The following is a 25,003-nucleotide window of genomic DNA, read 5'->3' as shown; positions in this document are numbered from 1 at the left end:
CTACCCGGTGGGGCGGCGTTCTCCGCCCAGCAGCCCGGCCACCGCGTGCAGCGCCAGCCGGTAGGAGTCAAGGCCGAAACCGGCGATCGAACCGACGCACACCCCGGCGGTGACGCTGGTGTGCCGGAACTCCTCACGGGCCGCCGGGTTGGACAGATGAACCTCGATCACCGGCGCGTTCACCGCGGCGACCGCGTCGCGGACCGCGTAGGAGTAATGGGTGAACGCCGCGGCGTTGAGGATCACCGCGTCGGCGTTGTCGGCCGCGTCGTGCAACCAGCCGATCAGGGTCGCCTCGTCGTCGCTCTGGCGGACGTCGACGTCGAGGCCCAGGTCGGCGGCCGTGGCGGCGCACACGGCCACCAGGTCGGCGTAGTCGGCGCGACCGTAGATCTCCGGCTCGCGTTGACCGAGCCGCCCGAGGTTGGGCCCGTTGAGCACGTAGACGGTCTTCATCCGCAGACCTCCGCGTAGACATCGGCCAGCTGCTGGTCGTCCGGGGCGTCGACCACCGCGGGGCGACCCATTGCCTCGAGAACGACGAAACGTAGCCGCGACCCCCGGGCTTTCTTGTCCGAGCGCATCGACTCCAGCAGCTCCGGCCAGGCCTCCGGCCGGTAGGCCGTCGGCAGGCCGAGTCCGGTGAGGATCTCGCGGTGGCGGTCCACGTCGCGCGCGGCCAGCCCGGCGACCCGCCGGCTCAACGCCGCGGCGTAGACCAACCCGACGCTGACCGCCTCGCCGTGGCGCCACCGGTAACCCTCGACCCGCTCCAGGGCGTGGGCGAGCGTGTGCCCGTAGTTGAGCACGGCCCGCAGCCCGGATTCCCGCAGGTCCGCGCCGACCACTCGGGCCTTCACCTCGACCGAGCGGACCACCAGTTCCTCGAGGTGGCGCTGCGGTCCGGCGTCGATGAGCTCAAGGATCCGGGCGTCCGCGATGAACCCGCACTTCGCCACCTCGGCCAGGCCGCTGGCGAGCTCGACGGCCGGCAGCGAGTCGAGCAGTTCGAGGTCGCAGACGACGCCCGCCGGCGGATGGAAGGCGCCGACCAGGTTCTTGCCGGCCGCCGTGTTGATCCCCGTCTTGCCGCCGACTGCCGCGTCGACCATCCCGAGCAGCGTCGTAGGAACCAGCCCCAGCCGCACTCCGCGCAGCCAGGTGGCCGCGACGAAGCCGGCCGCGTCGGTCGTGGCGCCGCCCCCTACGCCGAGGACCGCGTCGGTGCGGGTCAGGCGAAGCTCACCGAGCCTCGCCCACAGCTCGACCACCACCGCGCTGTCCTTCGCGGCTTCGCCGTCCGGAACGGGCAGCGCGGTCGCGGTGACCCCGGCGTCGCGCAGCGCCGCCTGGATCCGGTCGGCGAGGTGCGCGAGGCTCGCCGGGTGGACGATCGCCACCGTCCCGGCCGAGCCGACCAGTGCGGGCAGGGCGGCGTCCAATGCGCCCCGGCCGATGGTGACGGTGTACGGGGCGGGGCCTTCGACCACGACGTCCGCGCTCACCCGAGGGCTTCCAGCACGTCGGCGGCGACTTCCTCCGCGGACCGGCCGTCGGTGGCCACGGTCACCGTCGCCACCTCCTCGTAGAGCGCCCGGCGGTCGTCGAGCATCCGCTTTAGCTCGGCGCGCGGGTTGAGCACGAGCAGCGGGCGGGCGGCGTCGAAGCCGACGCGGCGCGCGGCATCCGTCAACCCGACGTCGAGGAACACCACCCGGGCGCCGCGCAGCCGATGTCGGGTCTCCAGGTCGAGCACCGCGCCGCCGCCCAGCGCGAGCACCCCATCGTGCTCGGCCAGCGCGGTGGCGACCGCGGTCCGCTCCAGCGCCCGGAAATGCGCCTCGCCATATTCGACGAACAGGTCGGCGACGCTCATCCCGGCGCGGGTCTCCACGTCCTGGTCGGTGTCCCGGAAGTCGACGCCACGGCGTTCGGCGACGATCCGCCCGACCGTCGTCTTGCCCGAGCCGGGCGCCCCGACGAGGACGACCAGCGGAGGGCTCATCGGCGGCTCACCGGAGCACGAGCGAGCTGAGATAGCCCTCGAGGTTGCGCCGGGTCTCGCCGGCCGAGTCGCCGCCGAACTTCTCCAGCAGCGCATCGGCGAGGACCAGCGCCACCATCGCCTCGGCGACGACACCGGCCGCCGGGACCGCACACACGTCGCTGCGCTGCGCGATCGCCTTGGCCGGCTCCCCGGTGCGCACGTCGACCGTGGACAGCGGCCGGGACAGCGTCGAGATCGGCTTCATCGCCGCCCGGACCCGGAGCAGCTCGCCGGTGGTCATGCCGCCCTCGATCCCGCCGGAACGACCGGTCAGCCGCCGGACGCCGGCCGCGGTCGGCTCGATCTCGTCGTGCGCCTCGCTGCCGCGGCGGCGGGCGACCGCGAAACCGTCGCCCACCTCGACGCCCTTGATGGCCTGGATGCCCATCAGGGCGCCCGCGAGCCGCGAGTCGATCCGCCGGTCCCAGTGCACGTGACTGCCGAGCCCCGGCGGCAGGCCGTACACGACGACCTCGACGACGCCCCCGAGGGTGTCGGCGGCGGCCTTCGCGTCGTCGATCTCCGCCTGCATCGCGGCGCTCGTCGCCGGATCCAGGCAGCGCACCGGGTCGGCGTCGACGCGTTCGCCGTCGCCCGGCTCCGGCACACCGGCCGGTGCCTGCACGGCACCGATCGCGACCACGTGGCTGAGGACCCGGGCACCCGCGACCTGCTCGAGGAAGCGGCGGGCCACCGCGCCGAGCGCCACCCGGGCTGCGGTCTCGCGCGCACTGGCCCGCTCCAGCACCGGGCGCGCGTCGTCGAAGCCGTATTTCTGCATGCCGACCAGATCGGCGTGCCCGGGCCGCGGACGAGTTAGCGGTGCGGCGCGGGCGAGCCCGGCCAGCTCCGCCGGGTCGACCGGATCGGCCGCCATGACCGTCTGCCACTTGGGCCACTCGGTGTTGGCGACCTCCACGGCCAGCGGGCCGCCCTGGGTCAGCCCGTGCCGGACGCCACCGAGGAAGCGGATCTCGTCGCGCTCGAAGGACATCCGGGCGCCGCGACCGTATCCGCCCCGGCGCCGGGCGAGCTCGTCCGCCACCTCGTCGGTCGTCACCGCGACGCCCGCGGGGAGCCCTTCGAGGATGGCGACCAGCGCGGGACCGTGCGACTCCCCCGCCGTGAGCCAGCGCAGCATGGGCCGGATTGTTTCACGGTGATCGAACCCGACCCGTAAACGCGCCGCGTCCCCGCACGCGCTAGTACGGGGACGCGGGGTGCGACGGCTGGCTCAGCCGAGGTTGTGCCGGTTCGCGTAGCCCTGCTGGAGCTGGAACGGCGCGCCGTCCCCTTCCTGCACGGTGGCGGTGCCGCTGCTCAAGGCGAGCAGGGAGAAGACGCCGCCGAAGGCGGTGGCCTTCCCCTTCACCGGGGCAGCCACGTTCTGGACGACGGTGACCGTGCCGTCGGTCCAGCCGATGTCGAAGGTCGCGGTCTTGGTTCCGTTCTGGCTGTCCAACTCGATGAACGAGGGTGTGGCGGCCGCAACGGTCGAGGCGCTGGAGGTTCCACCGGTCGGCGCGACCGGCGCCGTCGTGGCGGCCGGCTTCGGGGCGGCTGGGGTCGCGGCCGGCTTCGGCGGGCTCAGCAGCGACATGAACGGGTCGCGGCCGATCACGTCGTTGTAGCTCGCCGGGAGGGTTTGCACGCTCGGCGCCTTCCGGCTCACGTGCTGCGCACCCGTGACGGGCACCCGGTGCACCAACGGCGCGGCGCTCGGGGCTGCGCTGGGCGAGCCCTTCAGGACCAGGAAGTAACCGGCCACCGCGACCAGGAGGACCGCGACGAGCACCCCGGCGAGCACGAGCCGCCGGTTGCGGCCGTCGCCCTCATCCAGCGCGGCCGACCCGGCGGCGACGGGCTCGAACGGAAAAGCGGACTCGGTCATGTCGGCTGTCTCCTAGTGCCCGACGCCGGCGCTGCCGGCGCTCGAGGTGGTGTCCGGGGTCGCGTTCATGAAGACCTGGCCGGTGATCGAGGCGTTCAGCACCGGCGAGCTGCCGAAGGAGCTCTTGGAGGCGGCGGTGTTGTTGCCCAGGGTCAGCTGGGTGACCCGCATGACCCTAGTCATGCTCTCGAGGTTGCTGAAGAACTGCTCGACGTTGAAGTAGGTTCCGCTGACCTGAAGGGTGACGTTGATCGCCGCCAGCGAGGGCGCCGCGGCCCGGGTGACCGGTGCCGTTCCGGTCGACGTCGTCCGCGCCGCGGAGGCGACCGGAGCGACGGCCACCGGGGTGGACGGTGACAGGGACAGCAGGTTGACGCCGGCCGCGTCCGCAGCCGAGCTGAGGCTGCGGATCAGCGCCGGGAGCGCCGGAGTGAACGGGATCTGCTGCGCCAGCGCGGCGAGCTTGGCCTGCTGGGCCGGCAGGCCCGGCTCCTGGGCCCGGCGCATCTGGATCTGGTTGGCCACCTGCGCGTTCGCGGACTGCTGCGTGGCGGTCTCAGCTCGCAGGCTGGACACCTGCGCGCGCTGTGGCGACACCAGCAGGAACCACCCCGCGGCGAGCAGGGCCAGGCAGCCGAGCCCCGTGAGCAGGGACCACTGGCGGATCTTCGTCATGTCAGTTTCCAGCCGTCGAAGTGAAACGCCCCGACAGAGCGCTGTTCGTGAGGACAACGGAGGCGTTGAAGGTCACCGGGGGTGTCCCCGCCGACGGGGTGGCCGCCACCGTGTCACCGGACAGGTAGGCGAAGGTGTAACCCGGCTCCTTTGCGAGCGAGTCCAGGAAGTTCGCGACGTCGTCGTGGGTGAAGGCGGCTCCGCTGAACGCCACCGAGCCGATTCCGGTCGGAACCAGCGCCGTGGCCGAGCTTGCCGTCGGTGCACCCGCCGAGCCGTTCTCCGTCGCCGTCACACCGGTCAGCCAGACGTTGTCCGGCAGGCTGATGCTCAGGTCGTTGAGGTAGTGCGACCACTGGATCTCCGACGACATCGCCTCGACCAGCATGGTCTGGCGGGCCGAAACCTCCTGGTAGGTGGCCTCGACGTTCGCGTAGCTCGCGAGCTGCCCCTGAAGGGTCACCTGCTGCTGGCGGGCCGCGTCCAGCTGCTGGCGGGCGGTGGCCACCCCGGAGTGTGCTGTCACGTACAGGCCGGCGACGACGACCACGGTGACCAGGCCGGCGGCGCCGAGGGCCAGCTGGACCCGACGCAACCGCTTCCGCTCCTCGATCTCGGGCGGGAGCAGGTTGGCGCGGGGCAGGACCCCGAAGCCGACCTTCGACTCGACTTGCGTGGTCACGAGGCCACCCCCATCGCGAGCCCGACCGGTACGGCCGCAACTGGCTCTACGTAGCTGAGTTGCTCGGGCGTGAGCCCGGTCTTGCCGACCTGTAGCCGGCTGAACGTTCCGGCCCGGTCGACCGGAAGCCGACAGCCCGCCGCCAGTCGATCGGAGAAGTTGGTGAGTCTGGCACCGCCACCGGAGACCCGGAGCCGGCCGAGGGGCACCGCCGCCGGCTGGGCCAGGTAGTAGTCGAGTGACCCGCGGATCTCCTCGACCAGCGCGGACGCGGCGCTTTCCAGGACGCGGGCCCCCGGGTGCTCGCTTGGCAGCGCGCCGGCGACCGGCGACATGCCGAGTTGCTGCTTGACCGTTTCGGCCTGCTCGAGCGGGACCCCGAGACGCTCGGCGACGGCCTCGGTGAGGTGCTCGCCGCCCATCATCAGGATCCGGACGAAGCGGGGCACGCCGTTCTGGTGGACGATGATGTTCGTAACTCTTGCGCCGACGTCGACGAGGGCCTCGGTCTGCTGCTCGCCGAGCGAGAGGTGGTCGACGTCGACGAGCGCGCGGAGCACGGCGAACGGGGTGAGGTCGACCTGGGTGAGGGTGAGACCGGCCTTCTCCACCGCGTTCAGCGAAGACAGGACCATCTCCCGGGCGGCGGCCACGAGAAGCACGCGCAGGGTCCGGGCGCCACTGTCGGACACGAATTCCTCGACCGGGTGGAAGTCCAGGATGGCCTGCTCGACCGGGATCGGCAGGACGTCCTGGACCAGCATCCCGAGGGAGCGGCGCAGCTCGTCGAGCGGCATCCACGGAAGGTCGACCTGGCGGACGATGACCCGCTGGTTGGCGACCCCGAGCGTGACCCGCTTGGTGCTGAACTTGCCCGAGGACCAGAGCCGCTTGATCGCCTCCGCCACGCTGTCCGGGTCGGCGACCTCGCCGTCACGCACGGCGCCGGGTGGCAGGGCTACCTGCCCGAATCGCTCGAGCGTGACCGTGCCGCGCGCTACCGACAGCTCTGCTGCCCGCACGCCGGAGGTCCCTATGTCGAGCCCTACGGTTTTCCGTCCAGCCACAGCGGATTACCTGCCTTCCGTGGCGTGCCACCGCGGCCGGTGGAAGCCGACCGCGGATTGATGTCAAGAAAGGGGATCGGCCGTCTGTGCCCTCCGCTTGAGCGAAGATGCAACTCCGCTGCGCCAACGGGGCTAGTTCCGGACGGGGCCGACCGCGGCGGTCCGCCTGCTCAAGGCATCAGTGGACGAAGACCGAGGTGTAGCCGTGGAAGATCTGCTGGCCGGCCAGGATGCCCGCGAGTGCTCCGAGCAGCAGGAACGGCCCGAACGGGATCCGCGAGCGCCGCCCGGCCACCCGGCGCAGCAAGAGTACGACCCCGTAGAGGCCACCGAGCAGGAAGCCGGCGAAGCTACCGACCACAAGAGCGCCCCAACCGATCCAGCCGAGGTACAGCCCCAGCACGCCGGAGAGCTTGACGTCGCCGAAGCCCATGCCCCCCGGGTAGACCAGGGCCAGCAGGAAGAAGCCGGCGAACAGCGCCACCATGGCGATCAGGGCCCGTTGGTAGGCCCACCAGTGCGGTCCGGCCGCGGCCGCCGCACCGAGCAGGACGATCCCGACGGCGTAGGACGGGAGGGTCAGCGAGTTCGGTAGCCGTTGCACGTCGATGTCGATCAGCGCGAGCGCCACGCCGACCGCACCGAGGTAGAGGAAGGCCGGCAGCGCGGCGTTCGCGCCCAGGCGCACAGCGAGCGTGGCGAACAGCGCGGCGGTCCCGAGCTCCACGAGCGGGTAGCGCGGGCTGATCCGAGCCCCGCAGGACCGGCAGGAGCCGCGGAGCAGCAGCCAGGACAGCACCGGGATGTTGTCCCGCGGTCGGATCGGCGTCGAGCATCCCGGGCACTTCGAGCCGGGCCGGACGATCGACTCCCCTCGCGGGACCCGCCAGATCACGACGTTGAGGAACGAGCCGATGACCAGGCCGAGCACGCCGCAGGCAGCGGCGAGGACGGCGGTCACGGGCGTATGTCTACCCGATCGTCGGGTTCTGGCCTACTGGAGGTTCTGGGTATCGACGGCCCGGTAGTTCGTGGTGGTCACGTTGAGCAGGCCGCCCGGCGGGTTGTCGCTGAAACATTCGTCCAACTCGTGGGTCTGGGTGCCCGTGACGTCGAGGTTCTTGACGAACAGCGTGCCGATCTGGCTGAAATTGTTCGTGCCACTGAACGTCCCCTCCGGGACGAAGATTGAGGCGACCAGTGGGGTCAGGTCCCCCCCGCTATCGAAACTCATGTTCCCGTACCTGACCACGATGATCAGACCCCACGCGTCGCAATTGCTGCTATCGCTCGGCTCACGGGTGTAGACGCTGGGGATGTCCTTCGACTCGTTAAAAGCCACCCACGGAAGGGAGCAGTTCGAACAGCTCGGGAAGTCGTAGTAGACCACCGGGAAGTGGACTCCCTGGCCTTGCAGGGTGGTGAGCGCACCGTTCAGACTAGAAGTCGAGGTACTGGTGAAGTAGGTACCCTCTGCCTGTGCTTCCGCCTTGAGCGCCTCGTACTCCGACGGGGTGAGGCCTCCCGGCACGTAACCGTAATTGGCCAGGTCGTTGGCAGAGAAGTACGACGTCGTGGGATAGCTCGGGTCGGTCCCTGGGTATTGCACGGCACCCTGCTGATAACACCCGTCGCCTGAGGTCAGCGGGCCACCGTTGCCGTCCTGATCGAACGGACGCGCAGTGTTGCAGGCCGGCGGATGTGCAGACCCTGCCGGCTTCACGCACTTGTTTCCCGGTCCGTAGGTGATGGTCCCGGCCGCGTGGACCGCCGCCGGGAGGTTGTAGGCCGGATCGACACCGGTCGGCGGGCACTTGATCTGCACATTACCGGGAACGAACAGGCTCACGGAGTCGAAAGAAGAGTTGCCGTTCGTGCCGACGGAGTCGGCGTAGATCCCGAGCGGGAAGTCCGCGGGGTTGACCGAGAGGTCGACGTCGACGCTGCGAGCACCGGGACCGGTACCGAAGAAGCCCGTCGAGTGGACCCGCAGCAGTTCGGGCACGGGCTGGGCGCCGGGAACGTAGGTCTGCAGCGTGCCGATCCAGACCCGGTAGCACGCCGTGCTGCCCGAGCAGGTGGTGCCGCCACCAGTCGAGACGGTCTGCGGGCTGCCGTCATTCGCCCAGGAAATGTTGGTACTGCAGGGATCACTCGTCTGCGTCCATCCAGTAGGTAGGTCGCTAGTCACCGCCTCGGCGCAGGTCAACGCACCGAGCCCGTTCGCTCGGATGTAGGAAATGGCCTCGGCGACGCCGGCGTCGCTGGTGGCCTGCGCACCGCCGGCCGCCCGGTCGTGGGCGGAGTTGCGAAGGCCGGCAGTGCCCACGACAGCGGCCGTAGTGCCCACCACACCGATCGCGATCACGAACATGATGACGACGACGAGGGCCACCCCCGAGTCGTCAGTCAGGCGGGCGCGCAGCCGGGTGATCCAGGAGGTACTCATGACGGGTTCACGTTCCTCAGTTCGACTCCGGTGGAGAACCGTTGGCTGTGGCCGGCCGCGGTCATCGTCATCTGGATCACCAACGAATTGATGTTGAGCAGCTCAGGCGTATCGAGGACGTTGTTGTCGTTCCCGACCGGCGGTCCCGACGCGTCCAGGTCGTACCAGGTGGTGGTGCCGGTGGCCTGCGGATCCAGCTTCGAGGCGTCCTGGTAGAGGTAGAGGTTGGACCGATAGAAGATCTCGAACGAGGTCACCTTGCCGCTGAGGAGAGGTTGCGCGCTCCCGCCACCGGCCGGTTGGCACGTGCCGGCGGTGACCGCACCGGGAAGGAGGTAGATCTGCTGCGCCGAGGGGTCCCAGCAGAAGGTCTCGGTCTCCGGATTGGTCGGGTCCACCGCGGGTGGCGGGTTGCACGGCTGGCCTACCGGGCTCAGGTTGTTCGACGTCACGCCGGCCACACACCCGTCGCCGTCGAAGTCCGCATTGAAAGTGACCGAAGTCACGCCGGTGACGGAGTAGTTCGGACCATCCGGGTTCTGCACGTCGGTGATCGCGGGCAGCGCCGTGGTCGCCCCCCCGGCGCCGAGCTGCTGGAGCGGGTTGGCCTGGGACAGGTCGAGCGCCATCCGGTTCAACGCCCCCCTGGCCTCCGCGGTCAGGTCGCTCTGGTTGACCGACAGCGCCGAGACCCGGCTGCTGGAGATCAGGGTGGTGAGCAGGATTCCGCCGACGATGGCGGAGAGCAGCATGGCGATCATCATTTCGATCAGCGTGAACCCGGCGTCGGCGGGCGCGCTGCGGAGCCGGTTCACCGGTTGTCCTCGGTGACGCAGGACAGCTGGCCGATCCCTACCGACACGCTCGAGTCCGGGTACGTGCTGCCGAGCACGGGCTGCGTAAGGACGCTCAGCACCTCGGGAATCGCGTGCAGCCCGACGTCCGAGCCGGAGGCGCCGCCGCTCTGCTGGACGATCGATCCGGCCAGCGTCCAGCTCTGGATGAACGTGGACAGCGGGACCGCCGTGGTGCCGTTGTAGCCGACCGTGATCGTGGCCGGGTTCGGTAGCGTCGGAGCCGACTGCCCGGCGGACCAGTTGACCGTGGTGGTGACGTATCCGCCCACGCTCGGCGACGTCTGGCTCCAGTAGGACAGGGTAAGCGCGTAGGAGCCGGTGGCGGACTGGCTGGTCGACACACACGAGATCGTGGCGTTCGACAGTGTGATCTCGACCAGCGGGTGACCGCCGGCGTAGCTCGTTCCGGTGAAGAGCTGGACCTGCTGCGTGAAGGTCGCCGTCGCCGTCGCCGCCACCGGCTTCCCGGAACTGAGGGAGGGCGTGTCGACGTTGCCGGCCGCGGCCACCACGTTACCGGCGCCGTCCGTGTTCGGCACGTAGACGACGGCCGAGCTGGAGGACATCCCCAGGGCGGGATCGGCGCCGGGGCCGCCGGCGAGCACGTTCGTGAAGGACAGCCCGGAACATGCCCCGCCGCTCTGCGCCTCGAGGCCGGCAGTGACGGTCGGGGCCGGAGTTCCGGTCTCGACGTCCGAGGGCACCTGGGGCTCGGCGTTTGCCACCGAGGAGGACGCATCGGTCACGTCGGTCGGGCCGAAGGCCCCCCAGCCGCAAGTCCCTTCGGCGCTGTCCGTCTGCTGAGCGCCGGACGTCGGGCTGTCCGGTCCGGCCGTACTGCTCGAGCCGGACGGCGCGACCACGCTTGCTGCGGCACCGTTGATCGACGTGATCGGATTACCCGTCTGGTCGGCCCGGTTGAAACTGGCGCCGACGGCTTGGGCGGCCGCCGAGGACTCGTTGGACAGGTTGGCGTTCAGCCCGACCTGAGCGAGCGTGCCGGTGAGAAGCGACGAGTCGTAGGCCGTGCTGCTGATGGTCAGGGCGGTCGCCCCGGCTTGGCCGAGGACGAGCGGAGCGTCGTGACCGGTGGCGCCGATCTCGGTGTAGACACGGGCCGAGTGGGACTGGGTGCCCGACGACCAGGAGGTCAGCACGGTAACTCCGACGAGCAGGGACGGCGGGTTGTCGGTTCCGACCGCTTCGTTGTTGTACGTCGACGGCGGGGTGACGGCCTGCGACGGGTTGGTGTTGGGGACGAGGAACTGGGTGTCGACGATCTCGGTGAAGCCGGTCGCCGCCGGGAGCTGGGTGAAGGTGACCTGGTAATAGGGGCCAGTCGGGGTTCCGCCGGCACCGGTCCCGTTGGCTACGTACACGCCGGTGCCCGACGGGCACGACACCGCCGCCGAGCCGCAACCGGTCGTGGCGGGGATGGTCACCGGGGTGGTGGAGGTGCTCGTGTAGTAGCTGTCCAGCATGTCGACGTAGGGGCCGTTCTGGAAGGCGACGTGGAACGGCAGGTTGCGCATGGCGTCGAGCCGTGACGTGGCGAGGTTCTTCGCCAGGGTCTCTTGCTTGGCCAATGCGGTCGCCCGCAACGCGTTGATGAACAGTGGCAGCGTGGCGGTGGCGACAATGCCAAGGATGGCCAGACCGACCATGACCTCGATCACGGTGAAGCCACCGGCGTCGGTAGATTTCCGAAGCCGCCGGGGCAGAGCTTTAGTGAACCAGCCAGACACGGCCCGTCAACCCCTCGACGTGAACGGTGTACGCGGAAGCGGAGTTCGTGCGGCTCACCGTTACGGTGCCGGCGAGGGCGTTACCACGCGGGTAGAAGTAGGCGCACGCATTGCTAGTCGGGCAACCGAGCGTGCTCCCCGACGGGGGGACGAAACCTGCGGTCAGGGTCACGCCGCTGCCGGTGACCACCCCGGTGGTCACCTGGACCGGCGGAGTGGACCCGGAGGGCGGGGTCGGGCAGTTGTACCGGTATTCGGTCCAGCCGGTCGAGCTCAGTGCCACGCAGTAGGTGCGGCCCTCGGCCTGGGCGCGGGTCGAAGCGTCGCGCAGGATCGCCAGGGTCTTCTGGGCGGTCGTGGACTCGTCCTGGCTGTTTATGTAGGCGTGCAGCCCCCAGACCGAGATGGCGCCGAGGATGCCCATTATGGCGATGGCCACGAGCAGTTCCAGGAGCGTGAATCCGGCCTCGCCCGTGGAATCCGCATCCGGCGCGAACGCGCGCGCGCGGGAGCACACCATACGGAGCAGGGCTTTCACATTGGGGCTATCGGCGATCCCGGCTGGACGCTTGAGGCCAGGAGCGGGATCCGCGGGTTTCATCCGATGGGAGTACCAGCATGTGGCGGACGGCCGATCGCGCGTCCGCCGGGCCCGTCCTTGTGGGCCGGGGCCCATTGCGCCGACGTGCTGAGCTCGGCCGGCATGGAAATGTCTGGGGCCCGCGGCAAGCCGCGGGCCCCAGACATTTCTGATCCGATCACTGATCGGACTGCTGAACCTAGTCGGTAGCCGGGCAACCCGTGACCGAGCTGGGCTGGAGCCCACCGTTGCCGCTGTCGTACACCCACACGTGGGATGATGCCGACGTGGCGGTCAAGCAGAAGCTGCCAGTCGCGGCCGTGCCAGTGGCTGTAGCGCCTGAGGCATTGTAGAGCGAGAAGACGAAAGCGGGAGCGCCGGTGTAGTTGCCGGCGGCCGAAAACTTGAAGCCGTCGTTGATCAGGTCCCCGCTAAGGGCGGTGTAGTAGCCTTGGTCGGTGTTGTAGGTCTCCTCCGCGGTGGCCGCGTTACGCAGGTCGGACTTGACCGCCGCGTCCCACGCCTTCTTCCGCTGGTTCAGGAAGACCGGGATGGCGATCGCCGCGAGGATGCCGATGATGATGATGACGACCAGGAGCTCGATGAGGGTGAAACCGCCCTCACCCTCCTCCTTCGCCTTCCGGATTCGAGCGAGCATGTCGTTCCTTCCATGATGACGATGGTGAGCCACGCTGGTTGGTGCTATCCCCCCTGCGCGGCTCCCCAACGGGGTGCCGGCTGAGGCAGCCAGGCTGACCCGGGCCCTCGGGTTCCTTGGCTTTGCGGCCCCGCCTCACGACGGGTGTGCCTTTCGCTGGCCGTGCGGCTCGTTGACGTTCCAGATATCGGTCTCCAGCCCCTCGGGCTTTAGCCCGGACCGCGATCCTCTCGAGCCCACCGCTGAGCGTTAAGCCCCAACCGGCCCGGCCCCACCAACGGAGCCGAGCCGGCAGGAGCAGTCGAAGCTTCGTCAGCCGGAGCCGATCAGGTTGTAGATGTTGAAGATCGGGAGGTAGAGCGCGATCACCATGCAGCCGATGATCCCGCCGAGAACCGCGATCATGACCGGTTCGATCAGCGAGGTGAGCGCCTCGGTCGTCGCCTCGACCTCCTGGTCGTAGAACTCGGCGATCTTCGCCAGCATGCCGTCCAGGGCACCGGTGTCCTCCCCGACCGACATCATCTGGACCACCATCGGTGGGAAGACCGCGTGGTTGACCAGAGGTCCGCTGAGCGATTCTCCCTGGCGGACGCTGTCCTGGACATCACGGACGGCCCGGGCGAGCACCACATTGCCGGTCGTGTCCGCGACGATGTCCAACGACTGGAGGATCGGGACGCCCGAGCGGATCATCGTACCGAGGTTGCGGGAGAAGCGGCTGAGTGCGACCTTCTGGAACAGGTTGCCGAAGATGGGGATCTTAAGTTTGAGCGGGTCCACGAAGTTGCGGACCTGATCGGTGCGCTTCACCTTCCCCCAGACCACGAACGCGGCGACACCCAGCACCAGCAGGATCGGGAATCCGATCTTCAACAGGTGCGAGGCGAAGACCAGCGCCCGGGTCGGCGCGGGAAGCCGGCCACCGAGCGAGCCGAACAGCTTCGCGAACGTCGGAACGATGAACAGCAGCATGACCGTGACCGCCATCATGGCGATGCAGAAGACCACGACCGGGTAGGTCATCGCGGACTTGATCTTGCCGCGCAGCTTGACCTCGGCCTCGTAGTTCTCCGCGATCTGCACCATCGTTGCGTCGAGGAAGCCGCCCACTTCGCCGGCCTTCGTCATGTTCACCATGAGCGGCGGGAAGATCTCCGGATGCACGGCGAGGGCCTGAGAGAGCGACTGGCCGGATTCGACTTCGTTCCGCACCTCGCCGACGGTCTTCGCTAGCAGCGGGTTCTCAGTCTGCTCGGCGAGGATGTTCAGGGCGCGCAGCAGCGACAACCCCGAGCTGATCATCGTCGCGAATTGGCGGGAGAAGATCGCCAGGTCCTTAAGCTTCACCTTCTTGCCGAAGCCTGGGATGCTGATTTCCTTCTTGAGCCCGGCGTTCTGCTCGCTGATGCTGACCGGGGCCATCCCCATGGCTTTGAGCCGCTGGACGACGGCCGCCTGGGAGGGCGCGTCGAGAGTCCCGTTCACCAGTTTGCCGCCGCGGTCACGGACCGAGTAGCTGTAGGTGGTCGACATTGTTGGCTAACCCTTCAGCTTCGGCCGCAGAGGCGATTGAAGTCCTCGACGTGGTGGCATTTCTCCAGGGCGGTTTCGTACGTGATCTGGCCCCCCTTGACGAGCTCGGCGAGGTGCTGGTCCATCGTGTGCATCCCGTGCTTGGCGCCGGCCTGCAGTGTGGAGTAGATCTGGTGGGTCTTTCCCTCACGGATCAGGTTGCGGATCGCCGGCGTCGCCACCAGCACCTCGGTCGCAACGACCCGTCCTTGCCCGTTGTAGGTCTTGCAAAGCGTCTGGCAGACCACGCCCTGGAGCGTTCCGGCGAGCTGCACGCGGATCTGCTGCTGCTGGTGGGGCGGGAAGACGTCGATCACCCGGTCGATGGTCTGCGCGGCGTCCTGGGTGTGCAGCGTTGCGAAGACCAGGTGACCGGTCTCCGCGGCGGTGAGCGCCACCGAGATCGTCTCGAGGTCACGCATTTCGCCGACCAGAACGATGTCCGGGTCCTGCCGGAGAACGTGCTTCAAGGCATTCCCGAACGAGTGGGTGTCCTCGCCGACCTCCCGCTGGTTCACGAGACAGGACTGGTGCCGGTGGAGGAACTCGATCGGGTCCTCGATGGTCATGATGTGGTCTTTGCGCTGCCGGTTCGCGAGATCGACGATCGAGGCGAGAGTGGTGGACTTCCCGGACCCGGTCGGACCGGTCACCAGCACGAACCCGCGTGGCATCATCGAGAAGTTGGAGATCGAAGGTGGTAGTCCGAGGTCTTCCAGCTTCTTGATCTCGAAAGGAATCAGCCGGAAGGCCGCACCGAGGGCATCGCGCTGCCGGTAGATGTTCACCCGGAACCTGGCCCGACCGGGCACCGAGTAGGCGAAGTCGAACTCGAGGTTCTCCTCGAACTTCTCCCGCTGACGCTGGGTGAGGACCGCGTAGAGCATCCGCTGGATGACCGGGGGCGTCAGCTCGGGCCGATCCTGCATCTGCTGAAGCGAGCCGTGCACGCGCAGGGTCGGGCGCGCGCCTGCGGTGATGTGCAGGTCGGAGCCGCCAGACTCGAGGAGGGTGATCAGCAGGTCGGTGAGCATTCCGCTCTCGACGTCGGTGTTTTCCTCGATCACGGCCCGGCCGTAGCCGGTCTCCGGTACCTCAGGAACCGATGTCGTTGGCGAGCTGGCCCGCACGTACCCGGGCGAGTCCTCACCGGCCGGTGTCGGGGCGGGTACCACCGGACCCGTCACCGGCGCCGGGGGGGCCAGGTCGGGCAACACCGAGGTGGGAGCGACCGTGTTCACCGGCGCGGACCCGATCCAGGCGGGCTCGGATCGATTGGGCACGGACCAGCTCGGGTCAAGCGGCGAGACCGAGCCGGTGCCGGACAGGTCAGCCGACCCCGCGTCGGATGGTCCAAAGTTGTCCACGATCGTGTCGTCCCCTCGACGATTGGCGTTCCCAGAGGGCATCGGCGGCGGGAGCAGCGGGCTTGAGCCGAACGGGTCAGCCCACCCGACGCCGCGAGGCGCTCGAGCCGTTACACCACCACTCGGAGGATCTCCTCGAGTGACGTCACACCTTTGAGCACCTTCGCCATGCCGTCTTCACGCAGGGTGACCAGGCCCTGCTCGCGGGCGGTGTGTCCGATCTGTGCCGCGGACGCGCGTTCCACCGCGAGCCGCTCGATCTCCTCGGTCACCACCATGACCTCATGCAGCGCGAGCCGGCCCTTGTAGCCGGTTTTCGCGCACGCCGAGCAGCCCTGCGCCCGGTACAGCGTCGGAAGGTCCATGCCGTCCTCCCATGGGAACCGGGAGCCGATCAGCTGCTCCCGGGTCGGGGTGTATGCCTCCCGGCATCGGGTGCAGAGCCGGCGCGCCAAACGCTGGGCGAGGATGCAGTCGAGCGCGGACCCGACGAGGAACGGCTCGATCTGCATTTCGATCAACCGGGTGATCGCACTGGGCGCGTCGTTGGTGTGCAGGGTGGACAGCACGAGGTGGCCGGTGAGCGACGCTTCGATGGCGATCTGGGCGGTCTCGTGGTCGCGGATCTCGCCGATCAGCACGATGTCGGGGTCGGAGCGCAGGATCGAGCGCAGCGCGGAGGCGAAGGTGAGACCCGCCTTCGAGTTGGTCTGCACCTGGTTCGTCCCGGCCAGCCGGTACTCGACCGGGTCCTCGACGGTGATGACGTTGACCTCGGGCTTCGAGACGATGTTCAGCGTCGCGTACAACGTCGTCGACTTACCCGAGCCGGTCGGGCCAGTCACCAGGATCATCCCGTAGGGCTTGGAAAAGCTCTGTGCGTAACGCTCGTAGTTCGCATCGCCGAAGCCGAGGTCGGACAGCTTCAGCATGGCTGTGGCGTTGTCCAGGATCCGCATGACCACCTTCTCCCCCCAGACCGTGGGGAGGGTGGCCACCCGGAGATCGACCTTGTTGCCGTTGACGACGACCGACAGCCGCCCGTCCTGGGGAATCCGGCGCTCGGCGATGTTGATGTCTGCCATGATCTTCAGGCGGCTTACCACGCCGGACTGGATGCTCTTCGGGGACCGCATGATCTCGTGCAGCACACCGTCGATGCGGAACCGAACCCGAAGGTCACGCTCGGTCGGCTCCACGTGGATGTCCGAAGCCCGGTCCTGCACGGCCTGGGTGATCAGCAGGTTGACGAACTTGACGATCGGAGCGTCCTCGACCACGTCGTGGACGTCGGTGAGGTCCTCGTCCTCGTCGGCCCCCATCGAGACGGTGAGGTCGTCGAGGTCGCCCTCGACCCGGTGGAAACGGTTGATGGCGCTGAGCACGTCACCGCGGGTCGAGACGACCGGCTTGACGTCCAGCCCGGTGAGCGAGCGGATGTCGTCGAGCGCGAAAACGTTGGCTGGATCGGCCATCGCGACGACGAGCTTGCCGTCCTCCCGACCGATCGGCAGAGCGGTGTAGCGGCGGCAGACCGCCGATGGGACGAGCGCGACCGCCGACGCGTCGACCTGGTAGTCGGCGAGGTCGACGAACTTGAGCCCGATCTGCGTGGCTAGGGCCGAGACAAGCTGGGACTCGGAAAGGATCCCGCGTTCGACCAAGACCCGGCCGAGGCTTCGGCCCACCCGCTGATGCTCTTCGTAGGCCTGGGCCAGCTGTGCCGCATCGACCAGGCCGTCCTGCAGCAGGATGTCACCTAGCTGCTTCACGGTGACACCTCCGGTCCGCGGTCGAACGGGCTCCCTGGGCGATTCATCGGCGGCCTTGCGCCCGTGCTGTACGGGTGGGTCACGAAGCGGCCGCCAGTTCGGCCGGGCACGACGCGGGGTCCGCGGGTGCGGCCGGCGCGGACAGCCCGTCCAAGGTGCCGTGGGCTCCCGGGGAAGCGAGGGCCCATGCGCAACGATCTACCTCGTCGAGCGCATTGGCGTCGATCGCGAGGAGGGCAGCAACGTCAGACGACGCCGCCAGCGACTGGGCCGCCACCGACTGGATGAGGTCGGTCACCAGGATCCGGCGCGCGGCTGCTCGATCGCCGAGATCGGCATAGGCCAGCCCGACCAGGTCGGCCACCGGGCCGAGATCGCCGTGCAGGCTGGCCAACGCGACGTCGAGTGCTTTTCGGGCCGCCACTGGTTCACCGAGAAGGGCGAGCGCACGAACCCGTTCGACGGCCAGTCGGCGGTCGACCTGAGCGGCGGCCGAGGTCCCGACCAGAGCCTGGAGAACCACCTGCCGTGGCAGCCTCAACGGACCACCCGGGGTGGCCGGAAGCGCGAACTCCAGGAGGGTGGCCCACGGACGGTAGCCCCCGAGGGGGCGCCGGGAGGCGCGCTCCACCGCGGCCACGGCGGTGGCCGGTGACTCGTGGCTGGCCCGCTCGAGCGCCGTTGTGGTGCCATCCGACCATGAGGTGGAAGCCGCGGCGAGCAGCGGGGTGGCGACGATCGCGGTGATGGCGAGCAGCGCGAGGGCCCGGAAGCCTCCGGATCGACCTCGGTCCGGCATAGTTCGGCGGTGGCGCGCTCCACCGAGCGCCGCCCCGGCCACGAGGGCGGTCATCGTGAACAGTGCCGGGTAGCTCCAGTCGAAGTCGACGGCGGAATGCGCCAGGAGGGCTAGGGCACCGAGGACGAGGCCGACGAGGACGACGTCGCCGTCGCGCCGGAACGCCGTCCAGGCGCGGCGCAGGAGCGCGGTTCCGATCGCAAGGCAGGCCAGCAGGAACGGCACGCCAAGCAGCAGGCCGCCGTCACTGACCGCCTGGAGGAGCCCGTTGTGGGCGTAGGTCGATCGGGCCCAGCTACTCGGCACAAGCCCGGTAGCGGCGACCGGAAGTGACCCGTAGCCACCGCCGGCGACCGGGTGGTGGGCGAACACGCGCCACGCCTCGACCCAGAAGTCGACGCGGTACCCGCCATTCGTAGCCAGGCTCTGGCCGGCGGCGGCGCGCGCCTGCAACGCCCCGAACGGCGATACCCGGTGCAGGAACAACGGCGGTCCGGTCAGCGCGATCACCGCGAGCGCACACAGACCACCGGCAACCCCCCATCGAGCCAACCGGCGGAGGCGTCCGCTCCGAGCGGCGACGACCAGACCGACGACGAGCCAACCAACTACGGCGCACGCCAGGGCAGCGCGGCTGGTGGACAGGACGATGCCCGCTACAGATAGTGGCGCGACGGCCCAGCCGACCGGGCGCAGCCGACGGTCGTCGCCGACGACGAGGGCCAACCCGGCCAGCGCTGGAGCGAGCAGAAACGCCGCGTACTGGTTGTGCCAGTAGAACGTGCCGACCATCGTGCGACCCGGTTGGCCGCCGTCCCAAAACGGCTCGAAAGCGTGCCCGAACTGGTCGAGGCCGGCCAACGCGACGGCGACCGCGAGGAGCCGCTGGCGGGTTGGGGTTCGGGCGTAGGCCATGGCCACCCAGAAGGCCACGACGGCGTAGACGTACGCGGCGGCCGTGTCCGCGCCGGTCCAGCCGGTGGGCGCGAACCCGCAGACCGCGATCGCTCCGGCCGCGACGGCGAGCCCGAGCGCCAGGACCCAGCGGGGCAGCCGGCTCCAGGGGCGGGTGAGAACGAGCGCAGGCACGATCGCCAGCAACGCCTCGGGAACTGCCCCGGGGGTTCGCCCACCGACCGCGTGCGTCAGGGGAATCGCCCACCAGGCAACCGCGCCGAGGACTGCCACGGTCTCGGGGACCTCGAGCTTGGTGAACCGGCGGGGGCCCGAGAGTGGGCGGGGCTCCGATTCGGCCTGGGCAGGCGGGCGATCTGTGAGGGCGGTCACGCCTGAGCTATCGGCCATTCGGGTGAACAGCTTGAAGCGCCGTCCAGCCGACCGTTGCATGGGCCGGGCTAGGGCCCAGCAGCATCACGCGACACGATCGGGGAGGGTTTGAGGTCGCTCGGGACGCTCCCCCCCAGCAGGGTCAGGTAGGCCTCGCCCACACTCGACCACGAGTATTGGGCGGCCGCCCAGTCCCGGGTCCTGGTACGCAAGACGGACAATTCCCCACGATCGAGTCTCTCCACGCGCCGCAGGAGCTCGGTGAGTTCGGTCTCGTCCGCGAAGAACCAGGCGCCGCCCGGCCCGGCAACCTCCCGGTTCTCCGGGGTGTCAAGGACGAGGCACAGGTTTCCGGCGCCCATCGCCTCGATCAACGCGGGATGGGTGCCGCCGACCTCGGTGGCCTGGATGTAGCAGCGCGCGTTGGCCTGCAGCGCCCGGTAGCCCGCACCGTAGACTGCGCCGGGGAGCACGGCCGTGGCAGCGGCGGCGCGGCGTACCGCGACGTCGAGGTCCGGGGCGTAGGCCGCGGAGCCGAGCATGACGAGTGGCAACTCCACCCCGGATGCGGCGTGCGCCGCAGCGACCAGCACCGGATTGTTCTCCGGCTCCCAGCGACTCACGTAGAGCACGTAGCCGTCCCGGACTACCGGGATCGCGGCCGGTAGTTGCCCGGAACCGCGCTCGAGCAGGTCAGCGCCGTAGGGGATCATCACCGAATCGCTGTCGTGCCGCACCCGGTAATAGGTGCGCACCTCCTCGGCGTCGGTGACGAGCACCGAGGCCAGCCGTACAGACATCCACTCCCCCATGCGATACCAGGTCCGCCCGGCGCTTCCCCACTTGCTGCGCCGCCACTCGAGGCCGTCGACGTTCAGGACGACCCGTCGGCCTGCGGCCCGCAGCAGCGGGATGACGGGGGCGTTGGCTGCGTTGCACAGGATCACGTTCCGCGGTCCGCCGCGCAGGATGAGGTGCAAGGCCGAGCCGAATGTATGGACGACCGTGTCGAGGTACTTGTTCCGGATCGTGGGCAACGTGATCAAGCGGATGCCGCGCCACGTCGATTCTTCGGTCGCGAAGTGCGTTCGGCAGTACACCGTGGTCGGGATCCCGTGGGCGACGAGATGGAGCGCGAGCCGCTCGGCGAAGGTCTCGAAGCCGCCATAGTTGGCCGGGATCCCTCGGGTCCCGAGAATGGCCACCCCGCCCGGGGGCTTACGGGCGGCGCTCCGGATGCCGCGCCGTCGCGGGTTAAGTCCCGCGGCCCGCAACAAGGGCACTCCGTGCAGGATGGCGATGCTCGCCACCCGTAAGTCCAGCTGGCCAACCTCGGGCGCGAGCAGCACATCGATGCCCTCGCCGGCCAGGCTCGCCGCGAGCTGTGCTACCTGCACGGCCGGCGACCCGGGGAGCATGATCAGTCCATCCAGATGAAGCTCTCGCGCGCGGGCCGCGATCTCGTCCGGTCCTAGCTCGCCCGGAAGGTCGCCGACGAGCTCGAAGGGCGCCCCCGGAGCCCGGGTCAGGTCGTTGCGCAGCCGACGGACGGCCGGGCCGGATCCCACCAGCGCATACCGCTCGAGCCCCAGGCCGAGCGGCGAGAGGATCCTGCGAAGTCGACGGACTAGGGCCCGCGACCCGACTCCGGCGACGATCAATAACAAGGTGACGAGCCCGACCCACCCCCGCGACACGCTGCCGGCGGTGACGATCTCCTCGACGATCCACAGCGCGAGCCCGACGCAGAAGGCCGCTCCGACCGTGGGCTCGACGTTGGACGCACCGCGGCGCAGGGCCGCCCGGCTGTACAACCCGGCCGCCCGTGCCGCCACCACCCAGCCCGCAGCCGCTCCCAGGCTCAACGCCTGGTAGCGCACGATTAGGGAAGCCGGAACGAGTTCCCCTCCGAAGCGCAGTACGTACGCGGAGTAGCAGGCGAGCAGCGCGAGACCGAAGTCGATCGGCACGAGGAGGCGGTCCGAGCGCCGTCGCAGCCGTAGGAGCGTCCGCACGCTGCGAGGTTACGGGGCTGACCTAACGTCCGGCCACGGCGCGCCGAGCTGCGGGCAGTGGCGACCATCGCGGCCGCGCTTTCGACAGCGGTCAACTCGCCGGGGATACGGCCGTGACCCTCACCGCAGAGGCATCTCAGCCGGTGTGAAGATTGCGCACAGGGTGTCGCCCCGATGGCGCGCATTAGCCACGTGCGCCAGCGCTTCGTAACCGATCATCCGCGCACGGGAGAAAGAAGCGCGGGCGCGCTGGTGCGGTAGAAGCCCGGGTTCCGCTGGGTCAACAAGTGGCTCCCCATAACGGATGAGTTCGCTACCCCAGAACTGGAACCCGGTACTTGCATAGCGCAGGGCTATAAGGCGCAGCCCGGCGCGAACCGCACAAGCGATCAGCCCCTCGCGGGAAAAGAGGGTGAAGTGTCTTGGCGCGTCGAGCTGCACCCAGTCGGGGCCATATCTGGCCCAGGCCGTTGAGGACACGGTGGGGACGTCAACGAGCAACTTCGCTCCCGGTGCGCACACCCGACCCGCTTGCTCGAGGAAGAGAGTCGGATCCCCTACATGCTCGAGAGAGTGATGAAAGGTCAGCAGATCCCATGTCTCACCGGAGATATCGCTCAACGTACCCGGGGTAACCAGGTCGCTGGCTGGGGCAAAGGCATCGACGCCGCTAAGGTGAAGGGGTACGCCTAACTCCCCAAGTCGGCGAAGCCACTCTCCGGTCCCTGCTCCGACGTCCAACAGCCGCTGACCAGGCGACGGGTCCAGCCACACCAAGGAGCGCAGGTCGTACCTGGGGAAAAGCTGGAAGAACAGGCAACCAGCCAAGGACCCGCGGCCTACCGCGAACCTGTCACGTGATTCGAAGAGCCAGGTCTTGAACTCTCCGCGATTTACCGTTTCGTTCGGTAACGGTCCCCGAAAGTAGGCGGCTGGGTAGAACTGGCTCATGTCGTCGGGAATGACCGCTATGGACAGGCTAGCGCAACGATCGCACCGCAGGTAGGTGAATTCCTGGCCTGTACCGAATAGGTTCTCGCGAAGCACAAGGGGCGTAACGCTCCTGTCGCCACAGGCACGACACCGATCAGAACCAGTCACGCCCCCCGATTGACTCTCAGGCAACTGTCCGCCGCCTTCCGGTCCAACCGAGCACTAGTGCGTAGATGCCGAACGGGGCGACGCCGGCCGCCAAGCGAACCTCCGGAGGCATGGGGAGCGCAATCAAGATAGCGGCGTAGATCCCCCACGCGATGGAGGCATAGATACCCCGCCGCCAACCTAGGATTACGAACCGCACGGCAACGCGCCGTCGGAGCAGACTCAGGGCCAAGACCGCGGCGATCAGTTCCGCGACCAGGGTCATTAGTGCTGCGCCTGCGATGCCGATAGTCGGGATGAGCACCAGGTTTCCAAGAAGATTCAACACCAGCACACTGATGTTTATCGGCAGTGCCACGGTCTCGAGTCGGGCCGAGATCAATCCCGCACCGGACACCGAATTGATCCAGGTCACGAGCCCTGCTGGCATGAGCAGCGCGAATGACAACGCCGCCGGTGCGTAGGTTTCTCCACCGGCAACGCGAACTATCGGGCCGCTCAAGACGTCGCACAAGACCACCAAGGGCAGGCCAAACCTGAACAGCAATGTCCATCCCGCCGTCAGGATCGCCTGAAATTCTGCTGGGCTGCGAGGCGCGGTCGCCGCAGGCAGCATCGAAGTTTGATAGAAGGTGCCCACGAGGAGCATGATCTCGAGTAGCCGGTAAGAAATGCCGTAGAGACCGACGCTGCGTGAGTTGAGCAGGGCGGCCACCAGCAGTGTGTCCAGCCGAAAGTAGAGCGTATTAATGACGAGCGCGACGCCGAGAGACGTCGAGTCGCGGAACAGCCGTATGATGAGCGCCCGGGAAGGCGGCGACCGGAACCATTTCCCGTCGACATACGTTCGCGGCAGAATCCACAGCGTGAGCCAGCTGATGGCCGTTCCAGTCGCCATCAGAAGCGTGCTGTAGGCAACCGCGCGGCCGGGCGCGAAAAGCGCCAGCAGGATCAGGCCGGACGAGCCCATGGTCCGTCCGATGAGATCCGCCATGGCCCAGCGCCGTAATCCGGCGCCGAGCTGCGCCGGGAGCTGACCGGCTCCGACGGCTGCCGCGGCGACAACCTGTGCACCACACCCGACGACGAACCACTGGGCCCCAACGAAACTGGGGAGCGCGACGAAGAGGATCCCGCACATCGGCAAGCCGAGCGCCAACGCGAGTCCTAGTCGCGCTGCAAACAGCGCCCGGGTCAGCTCGCCCAATGGCACCTCCTCACGCGAAGAGATTCGAATCGACGCAGCAAGAAGCCCGCCATCCACCAGCGAACTCGCGATCGAAACGGCGGTGATCCCGATCACATAGACCCCAAACTCGCTGGCCCCGACGTGATGCGTCAGGAGTACCACGCATGCGCCGGCGACCAGCACTGAGGTGAGTCGGGCGCTAGTCAGTATCGTTGTGTTCACCGCGACATCGCCGGCGTTCGGCGGGTGCCTCTCCGAGTCCCTCCCCGGGCCTCGAAGCTGCTCAGCAGGTTCGCACGTCACGGCTGATCCTTTGCGGCGCGGGCCCGGCCCTGCCGACAAGAGCGTGGTACGCCCCCCAGGCCATCGCGAGCAATTTGCGCATCCGACCCTGCTCCACGGTTAGAGCCAGCGCCACCGCCACGACCAGCCGCCGAAAGCTCACCAGGGCCCATCTCGGATAGCGCGCACCGTATCGCCGCAGAACCACCAAACGATTTCGGATGATGTAGTACCAACGAAACGGCGGGTGATCCGTGGCCACCGGGCGGTACCGTCCGCGACGAAAGCTTCGCTTTCGTGAACCACCAAGCTGGTGTTGCATGTCCAGGCCCACCACGGCATACACCTTTAGTCCTGCGTCCCTAACACGCAGGCAAAAGTCGGTATCCACCGAGTCGATGAATAGTCCTTCGTCGAACAAACCTACCCGGGCGAAGGTGCCCGCAGGTATGTACATACCGGATTGAAGAATTTCGTATGGTTCCTGAAGACCTGCCCTTACCTCCGATCCGTACGCCACGCCATCGATGTTCCCCGGCCCGATGACACCTAGGTCCGGCGACCCGGCATGCGCGAGTAGTTGTTCCACGAACACCGGCCCTATATCAGTGTCTTGGTCGAGCGTCACGACACCCTCGCAGCCAGTTTGCAGGCCGTGCCTCACTCCGCGATTGAGAGTCGCTGCGATCCCAAGGTTGGTGTGGTTTCTCAGTAGCGTGACCGCCCGGAGGCAGCCGATCCGCGCGAGCACCTCGGATGCGCCGGCTCCGCCCGGGTCATCGTCGAGAACAACCACCTCGTAGCGTGTGGACAGGGCTGCCACCCGTTCCACCAGCGTGAGGGTAGGCCGGAATGTCGGTATGATGACGCAGACGCGTCTAAGGCAGTAACCGGCGCGCTCGGCGTTATGCGAAACGGTCACCGCCGCCCTCCTCTCGCACGCGCCAACAAACAGCTCGGTGCGG

22 protein-coding genes and 1 riboswitch are annotated in these 25,003 nt (G+C 68.5%); all 22 genes read right to left on the bottom strand.

Going from position 1 to position 25,003, the window contains the following annotated elements:
• The 22 genes from aroQ to VNG13_15605 all read right to left on the bottom strand — a co-directional run bounded on the left by aroQ (nucleotide 1) and on the right by VNG13_15605 (nucleotide 24,960).
• Nucleotides 1-456 (bottom strand): type II 3-dehydroquinate dehydratase, encoded by a 456-nt coding sequence (gene aroQ, locus VNG13_15710; protein HVA61963.1) that lies wholly within the window; start codon nucleotides 454-456, stop codon nucleotides 1-3.
• Nucleotides 453-1,505: a 3-dehydroquinate synthase gene (gene aroB / locus VNG13_15705; protein ID HVA61962.1), complete on the bottom strand. Its 1,053-nt coding sequence runs from the start codon at nucleotides 1,503-1,505 to the stop codon at nucleotides 453-455. Before aroB ends, aroQ begins: the two co-directional genes overlap by 4 nt.
• Nucleotides 1,502-2,005, bottom strand: a complete 504-nt coding sequence (locus VNG13_15700; GenBank protein HVA61961.1) for a shikimate kinase — start codon at nucleotides 2,003-2,005, stop codon at nucleotides 1,502-1,504. The genes aroB and VNG13_15700 overlap by 4 nt, the downstream gene beginning before the upstream one ends.
• Before the next feature lie 7 nt (nucleotides 2,006-2,012).
• A complete protein-coding gene (gene aroC, locus VNG13_15695) occupies nucleotides 2,013-3,188 on the bottom strand; it encodes a chorismate synthase (protein HVA61960.1) in 1,176 nt (391 codons plus the stop codon).
• A gap of 93 nt (nucleotides 3,189-3,281) precedes the next feature.
• Nucleotides 3,282-3,938: a hypothetical protein gene (locus VNG13_15690; GenBank protein ID HVA61959.1), complete on the bottom strand. Its 657-nt coding sequence runs from the start codon at nucleotides 3,936-3,938 to the stop codon at nucleotides 3,282-3,284.
• Nucleotides 3,939-3,950: 12 nt separating this feature from the next.
• Nucleotides 3,951-4,613, bottom strand: coding sequence for a type 4a pilus biogenesis protein PilO (pilO, locus tag VNG13_15685; GenBank protein HVA61958.1), 663 nt, complete (start codon nucleotides 4,611-4,613; stop codon nucleotides 3,951-3,953).
• Nucleotide 4,614: 1 nt separating this feature from the next.
• On the bottom strand, nucleotides 4,615-5,295 hold the full coding sequence (locus VNG13_15680; GenBank protein ID HVA61957.1) for a PilN domain-containing protein: 681 nt from the start codon (nucleotides 5,293-5,295) through the stop codon (nucleotides 4,615-4,617).
• Nucleotides 5,292-6,362, bottom strand: coding sequence for a type IV pilus assembly protein PilM (pilM, locus tag VNG13_15675; GenBank protein HVA61956.1), 1,071 nt, complete (start codon nucleotides 6,360-6,362; stop codon nucleotides 5,292-5,294). The genes VNG13_15680 and pilM overlap by 4 nt, the downstream gene beginning before the upstream one ends.
• A 178-nt stretch (nucleotides 6,363-6,540) precedes the next feature.
• The gene (locus VNG13_15670; GenBank protein ID HVA61955.1) at nucleotides 6,541-7,323 is read right to left on the bottom strand and encodes a prepilin peptidase; all 783 of its coding nucleotides are present in this window, start codon (nucleotides 7,321-7,323) and stop codon (nucleotides 6,541-6,543) included.
• 33 nt (nucleotides 7,324-7,356) lie between these two features.
• Entirely contained in the window at nucleotides 7,357-8,811 is a 1,455-nt protein-coding gene (locus VNG13_15665) for a pilus assembly PilX N-terminal domain-containing protein (GenBank protein HVA61954.1), read from the bottom strand.
• On the bottom strand, nucleotides 8,808-9,626 hold the full coding sequence (locus VNG13_15660; protein ID HVA61953.1) for a prepilin-type N-terminal cleavage/methylation domain-containing protein: 819 nt from the start codon (nucleotides 9,624-9,626) through the stop codon (nucleotides 8,808-8,810). Before VNG13_15660 ends, VNG13_15665 begins: the two co-directional genes overlap by 4 nt.
• Nucleotides 9,623-11,413, bottom strand: a complete 1,791-nt coding sequence (locus tag VNG13_15655) for a type II secretion system protein (GenBank protein ID HVA61952.1) — start codon at nucleotides 11,411-11,413, stop codon at nucleotides 9,623-9,625. The genes VNG13_15660 and VNG13_15655 overlap by 4 nt, the downstream gene beginning before the upstream one ends.
• Nucleotides 11,394-11,951: a GspH/FimT family pseudopilin gene (locus VNG13_15650; protein HVA61951.1), complete on the bottom strand. Its 558-nt coding sequence runs from the start codon at nucleotides 11,949-11,951 to the stop codon at nucleotides 11,394-11,396. Before VNG13_15650 ends, VNG13_15655 begins: the two co-directional genes overlap by 20 nt.
• Nucleotides 11,952-12,192: 241 nt before the next feature.
• The gene (locus VNG13_15645; protein HVA61950.1) at nucleotides 12,193-12,651 is read right to left on the bottom strand and encodes a prepilin-type N-terminal cleavage/methylation domain-containing protein; all 459 of its coding nucleotides are present in this window, start codon (nucleotides 12,649-12,651) and stop codon (nucleotides 12,193-12,195) included.
• 81 nt (nucleotides 12,652-12,732) lie between these two features.
• A riboswitch (cyclic di-GMP riboswitch) is annotated at nucleotides 12,733-12,812 on the bottom strand.
• Between the two features lie 151 nt (nucleotides 12,813-12,963).
• Entirely contained in the window at nucleotides 12,964-14,187 is a 1,224-nt protein-coding gene (locus VNG13_15640; protein HVA61949.1) for a type II secretion system F family protein, read from the bottom strand.
• Between the two features lie 14 nt (nucleotides 14,188-14,201).
• Nucleotides 14,202-15,467 (bottom strand): type IV pilus twitching motility protein PilT, encoded by a 1,266-nt coding sequence (locus VNG13_15635; GenBank protein ID HVA61948.1) that lies wholly within the window; start codon nucleotides 15,465-15,467, stop codon nucleotides 14,202-14,204.
• A gap of 236 nt (nucleotides 15,468-15,703) precedes the next feature.
• The gene (locus tag VNG13_15630; GenBank protein ID HVA61947.1) at nucleotides 15,704-17,365 is read right to left on the bottom strand and encodes an ATPase, T2SS/T4P/T4SS family; all 1,662 of its coding nucleotides are present in this window, start codon (nucleotides 17,363-17,365) and stop codon (nucleotides 15,704-15,706) included.
• Between the two features lie 79 nt (nucleotides 17,366-17,444).
• The gene (locus tag VNG13_15625; protein HVA61946.1) at nucleotides 17,445-19,352 is read right to left on the bottom strand and encodes an O-antigen ligase family protein; all 1,908 of its coding nucleotides are present in this window, start codon (nucleotides 19,350-19,352) and stop codon (nucleotides 17,445-17,447) included.
• Nucleotides 19,353-19,519: 167 nt separating this feature from the next.
• Entirely contained in the window at nucleotides 19,520-21,466 is a 1,947-nt protein-coding gene (locus VNG13_15620) for a DUF1972 domain-containing protein (protein ID HVA61945.1), read from the bottom strand.
• Nucleotides 21,467-21,586: 120 nt separating this feature from the next.
• Nucleotides 21,587-22,417, bottom strand: a complete 831-nt coding sequence (locus VNG13_15615) for a class I SAM-dependent methyltransferase (protein HVA61944.1) — start codon at nucleotides 22,415-22,417, stop codon at nucleotides 21,587-21,589.
• Between the two features lie 166 nt (nucleotides 22,418-22,583).
• Entirely contained in the window at nucleotides 22,584-23,978 is a 1,395-nt protein-coding gene (locus VNG13_15610; GenBank protein HVA61943.1) for an oligosaccharide flippase family protein, read from the bottom strand.
• A gap of 61 nt (nucleotides 23,979-24,039) precedes the next feature.
• The gene (locus VNG13_15605; protein ID HVA61942.1) at nucleotides 24,040-24,960 is read right to left on the bottom strand and encodes a glycosyltransferase; all 921 of its coding nucleotides are present in this window, start codon (nucleotides 24,958-24,960) and stop codon (nucleotides 24,040-24,042) included.
• Nucleotides 24,961-25,003 lie beyond the last annotated feature (43 nt).

Source organism: Mycobacteriales bacterium (genome assembly GCA_035533475.1).
In the GTDB taxonomy this organism is placed as follows: domain Bacteria; phylum Actinomycetota; class Actinomycetes; order DATLTS01; family DATLTS01; genus DATLTS01.
This window is presented reverse-complemented; position numbering and strand designations above follow the sequence as displayed.

Bases quoted from the DNA above. Each gene is read 5' to 3' on its own strand.
- aroQ (HVA61963.1), bottom strand. From the start codon at position 456: ATGAAGACCGTCTACGTGCTCAACGGGCCCAACCTCGGGCGGCTCGGT.
- VNG13_15700 (HVA61961.1), bottom strand. From the start codon at position 2,005: ATGAGCCCTCCGCTGGTCGTCCTCGTCGGGGCGCCCGGCTCGGGCAAG.
- aroC (HVA61960.1), bottom strand. From the start codon at position 3,188: ATGCTGCGCTGGCTCACGGCGGGGGAGTCGCACGGTCCCGCGCTGGTC.
- VNG13_15690 (HVA61959.1), bottom strand. From the start codon at position 3,938: ATGACCGAGTCCGCTTTTCCGTTCGAGCCCGTCGCCGCCGGGTCGGCC.
- pilO (HVA61958.1), bottom strand. From the start codon at position 4,613: ATGACGAAGATCCGCCAGTGGTCCCTGCTCACGGGGCTCGGCTGCCTG.
- VNG13_15665 (HVA61954.1), bottom strand. From the start codon at position 8,811: ATGAGTACCTCCTGGATCACCCGGCTGCGCGCCCGCCTGACTGACGAC.
- VNG13_15645 (HVA61950.1), bottom strand. From the start codon at position 12,651: ATGCTCGCTCGAATCCGGAAGGCGAAGGAGGAGGGTGAGGGCGGTTTC.
- VNG13_15640 (HVA61949.1), bottom strand. From the start codon at position 14,187: ATGTCGACCACCTACAGCTACTCGGTCCGTGACCGCGGCGGCAAACTG.
- VNG13_15615 (HVA61944.1), bottom strand. From the start codon at position 22,417: ATGAGCCAGTTCTACCCAGCCGCCTACTTTCGGGGACCGTTACCGAAC.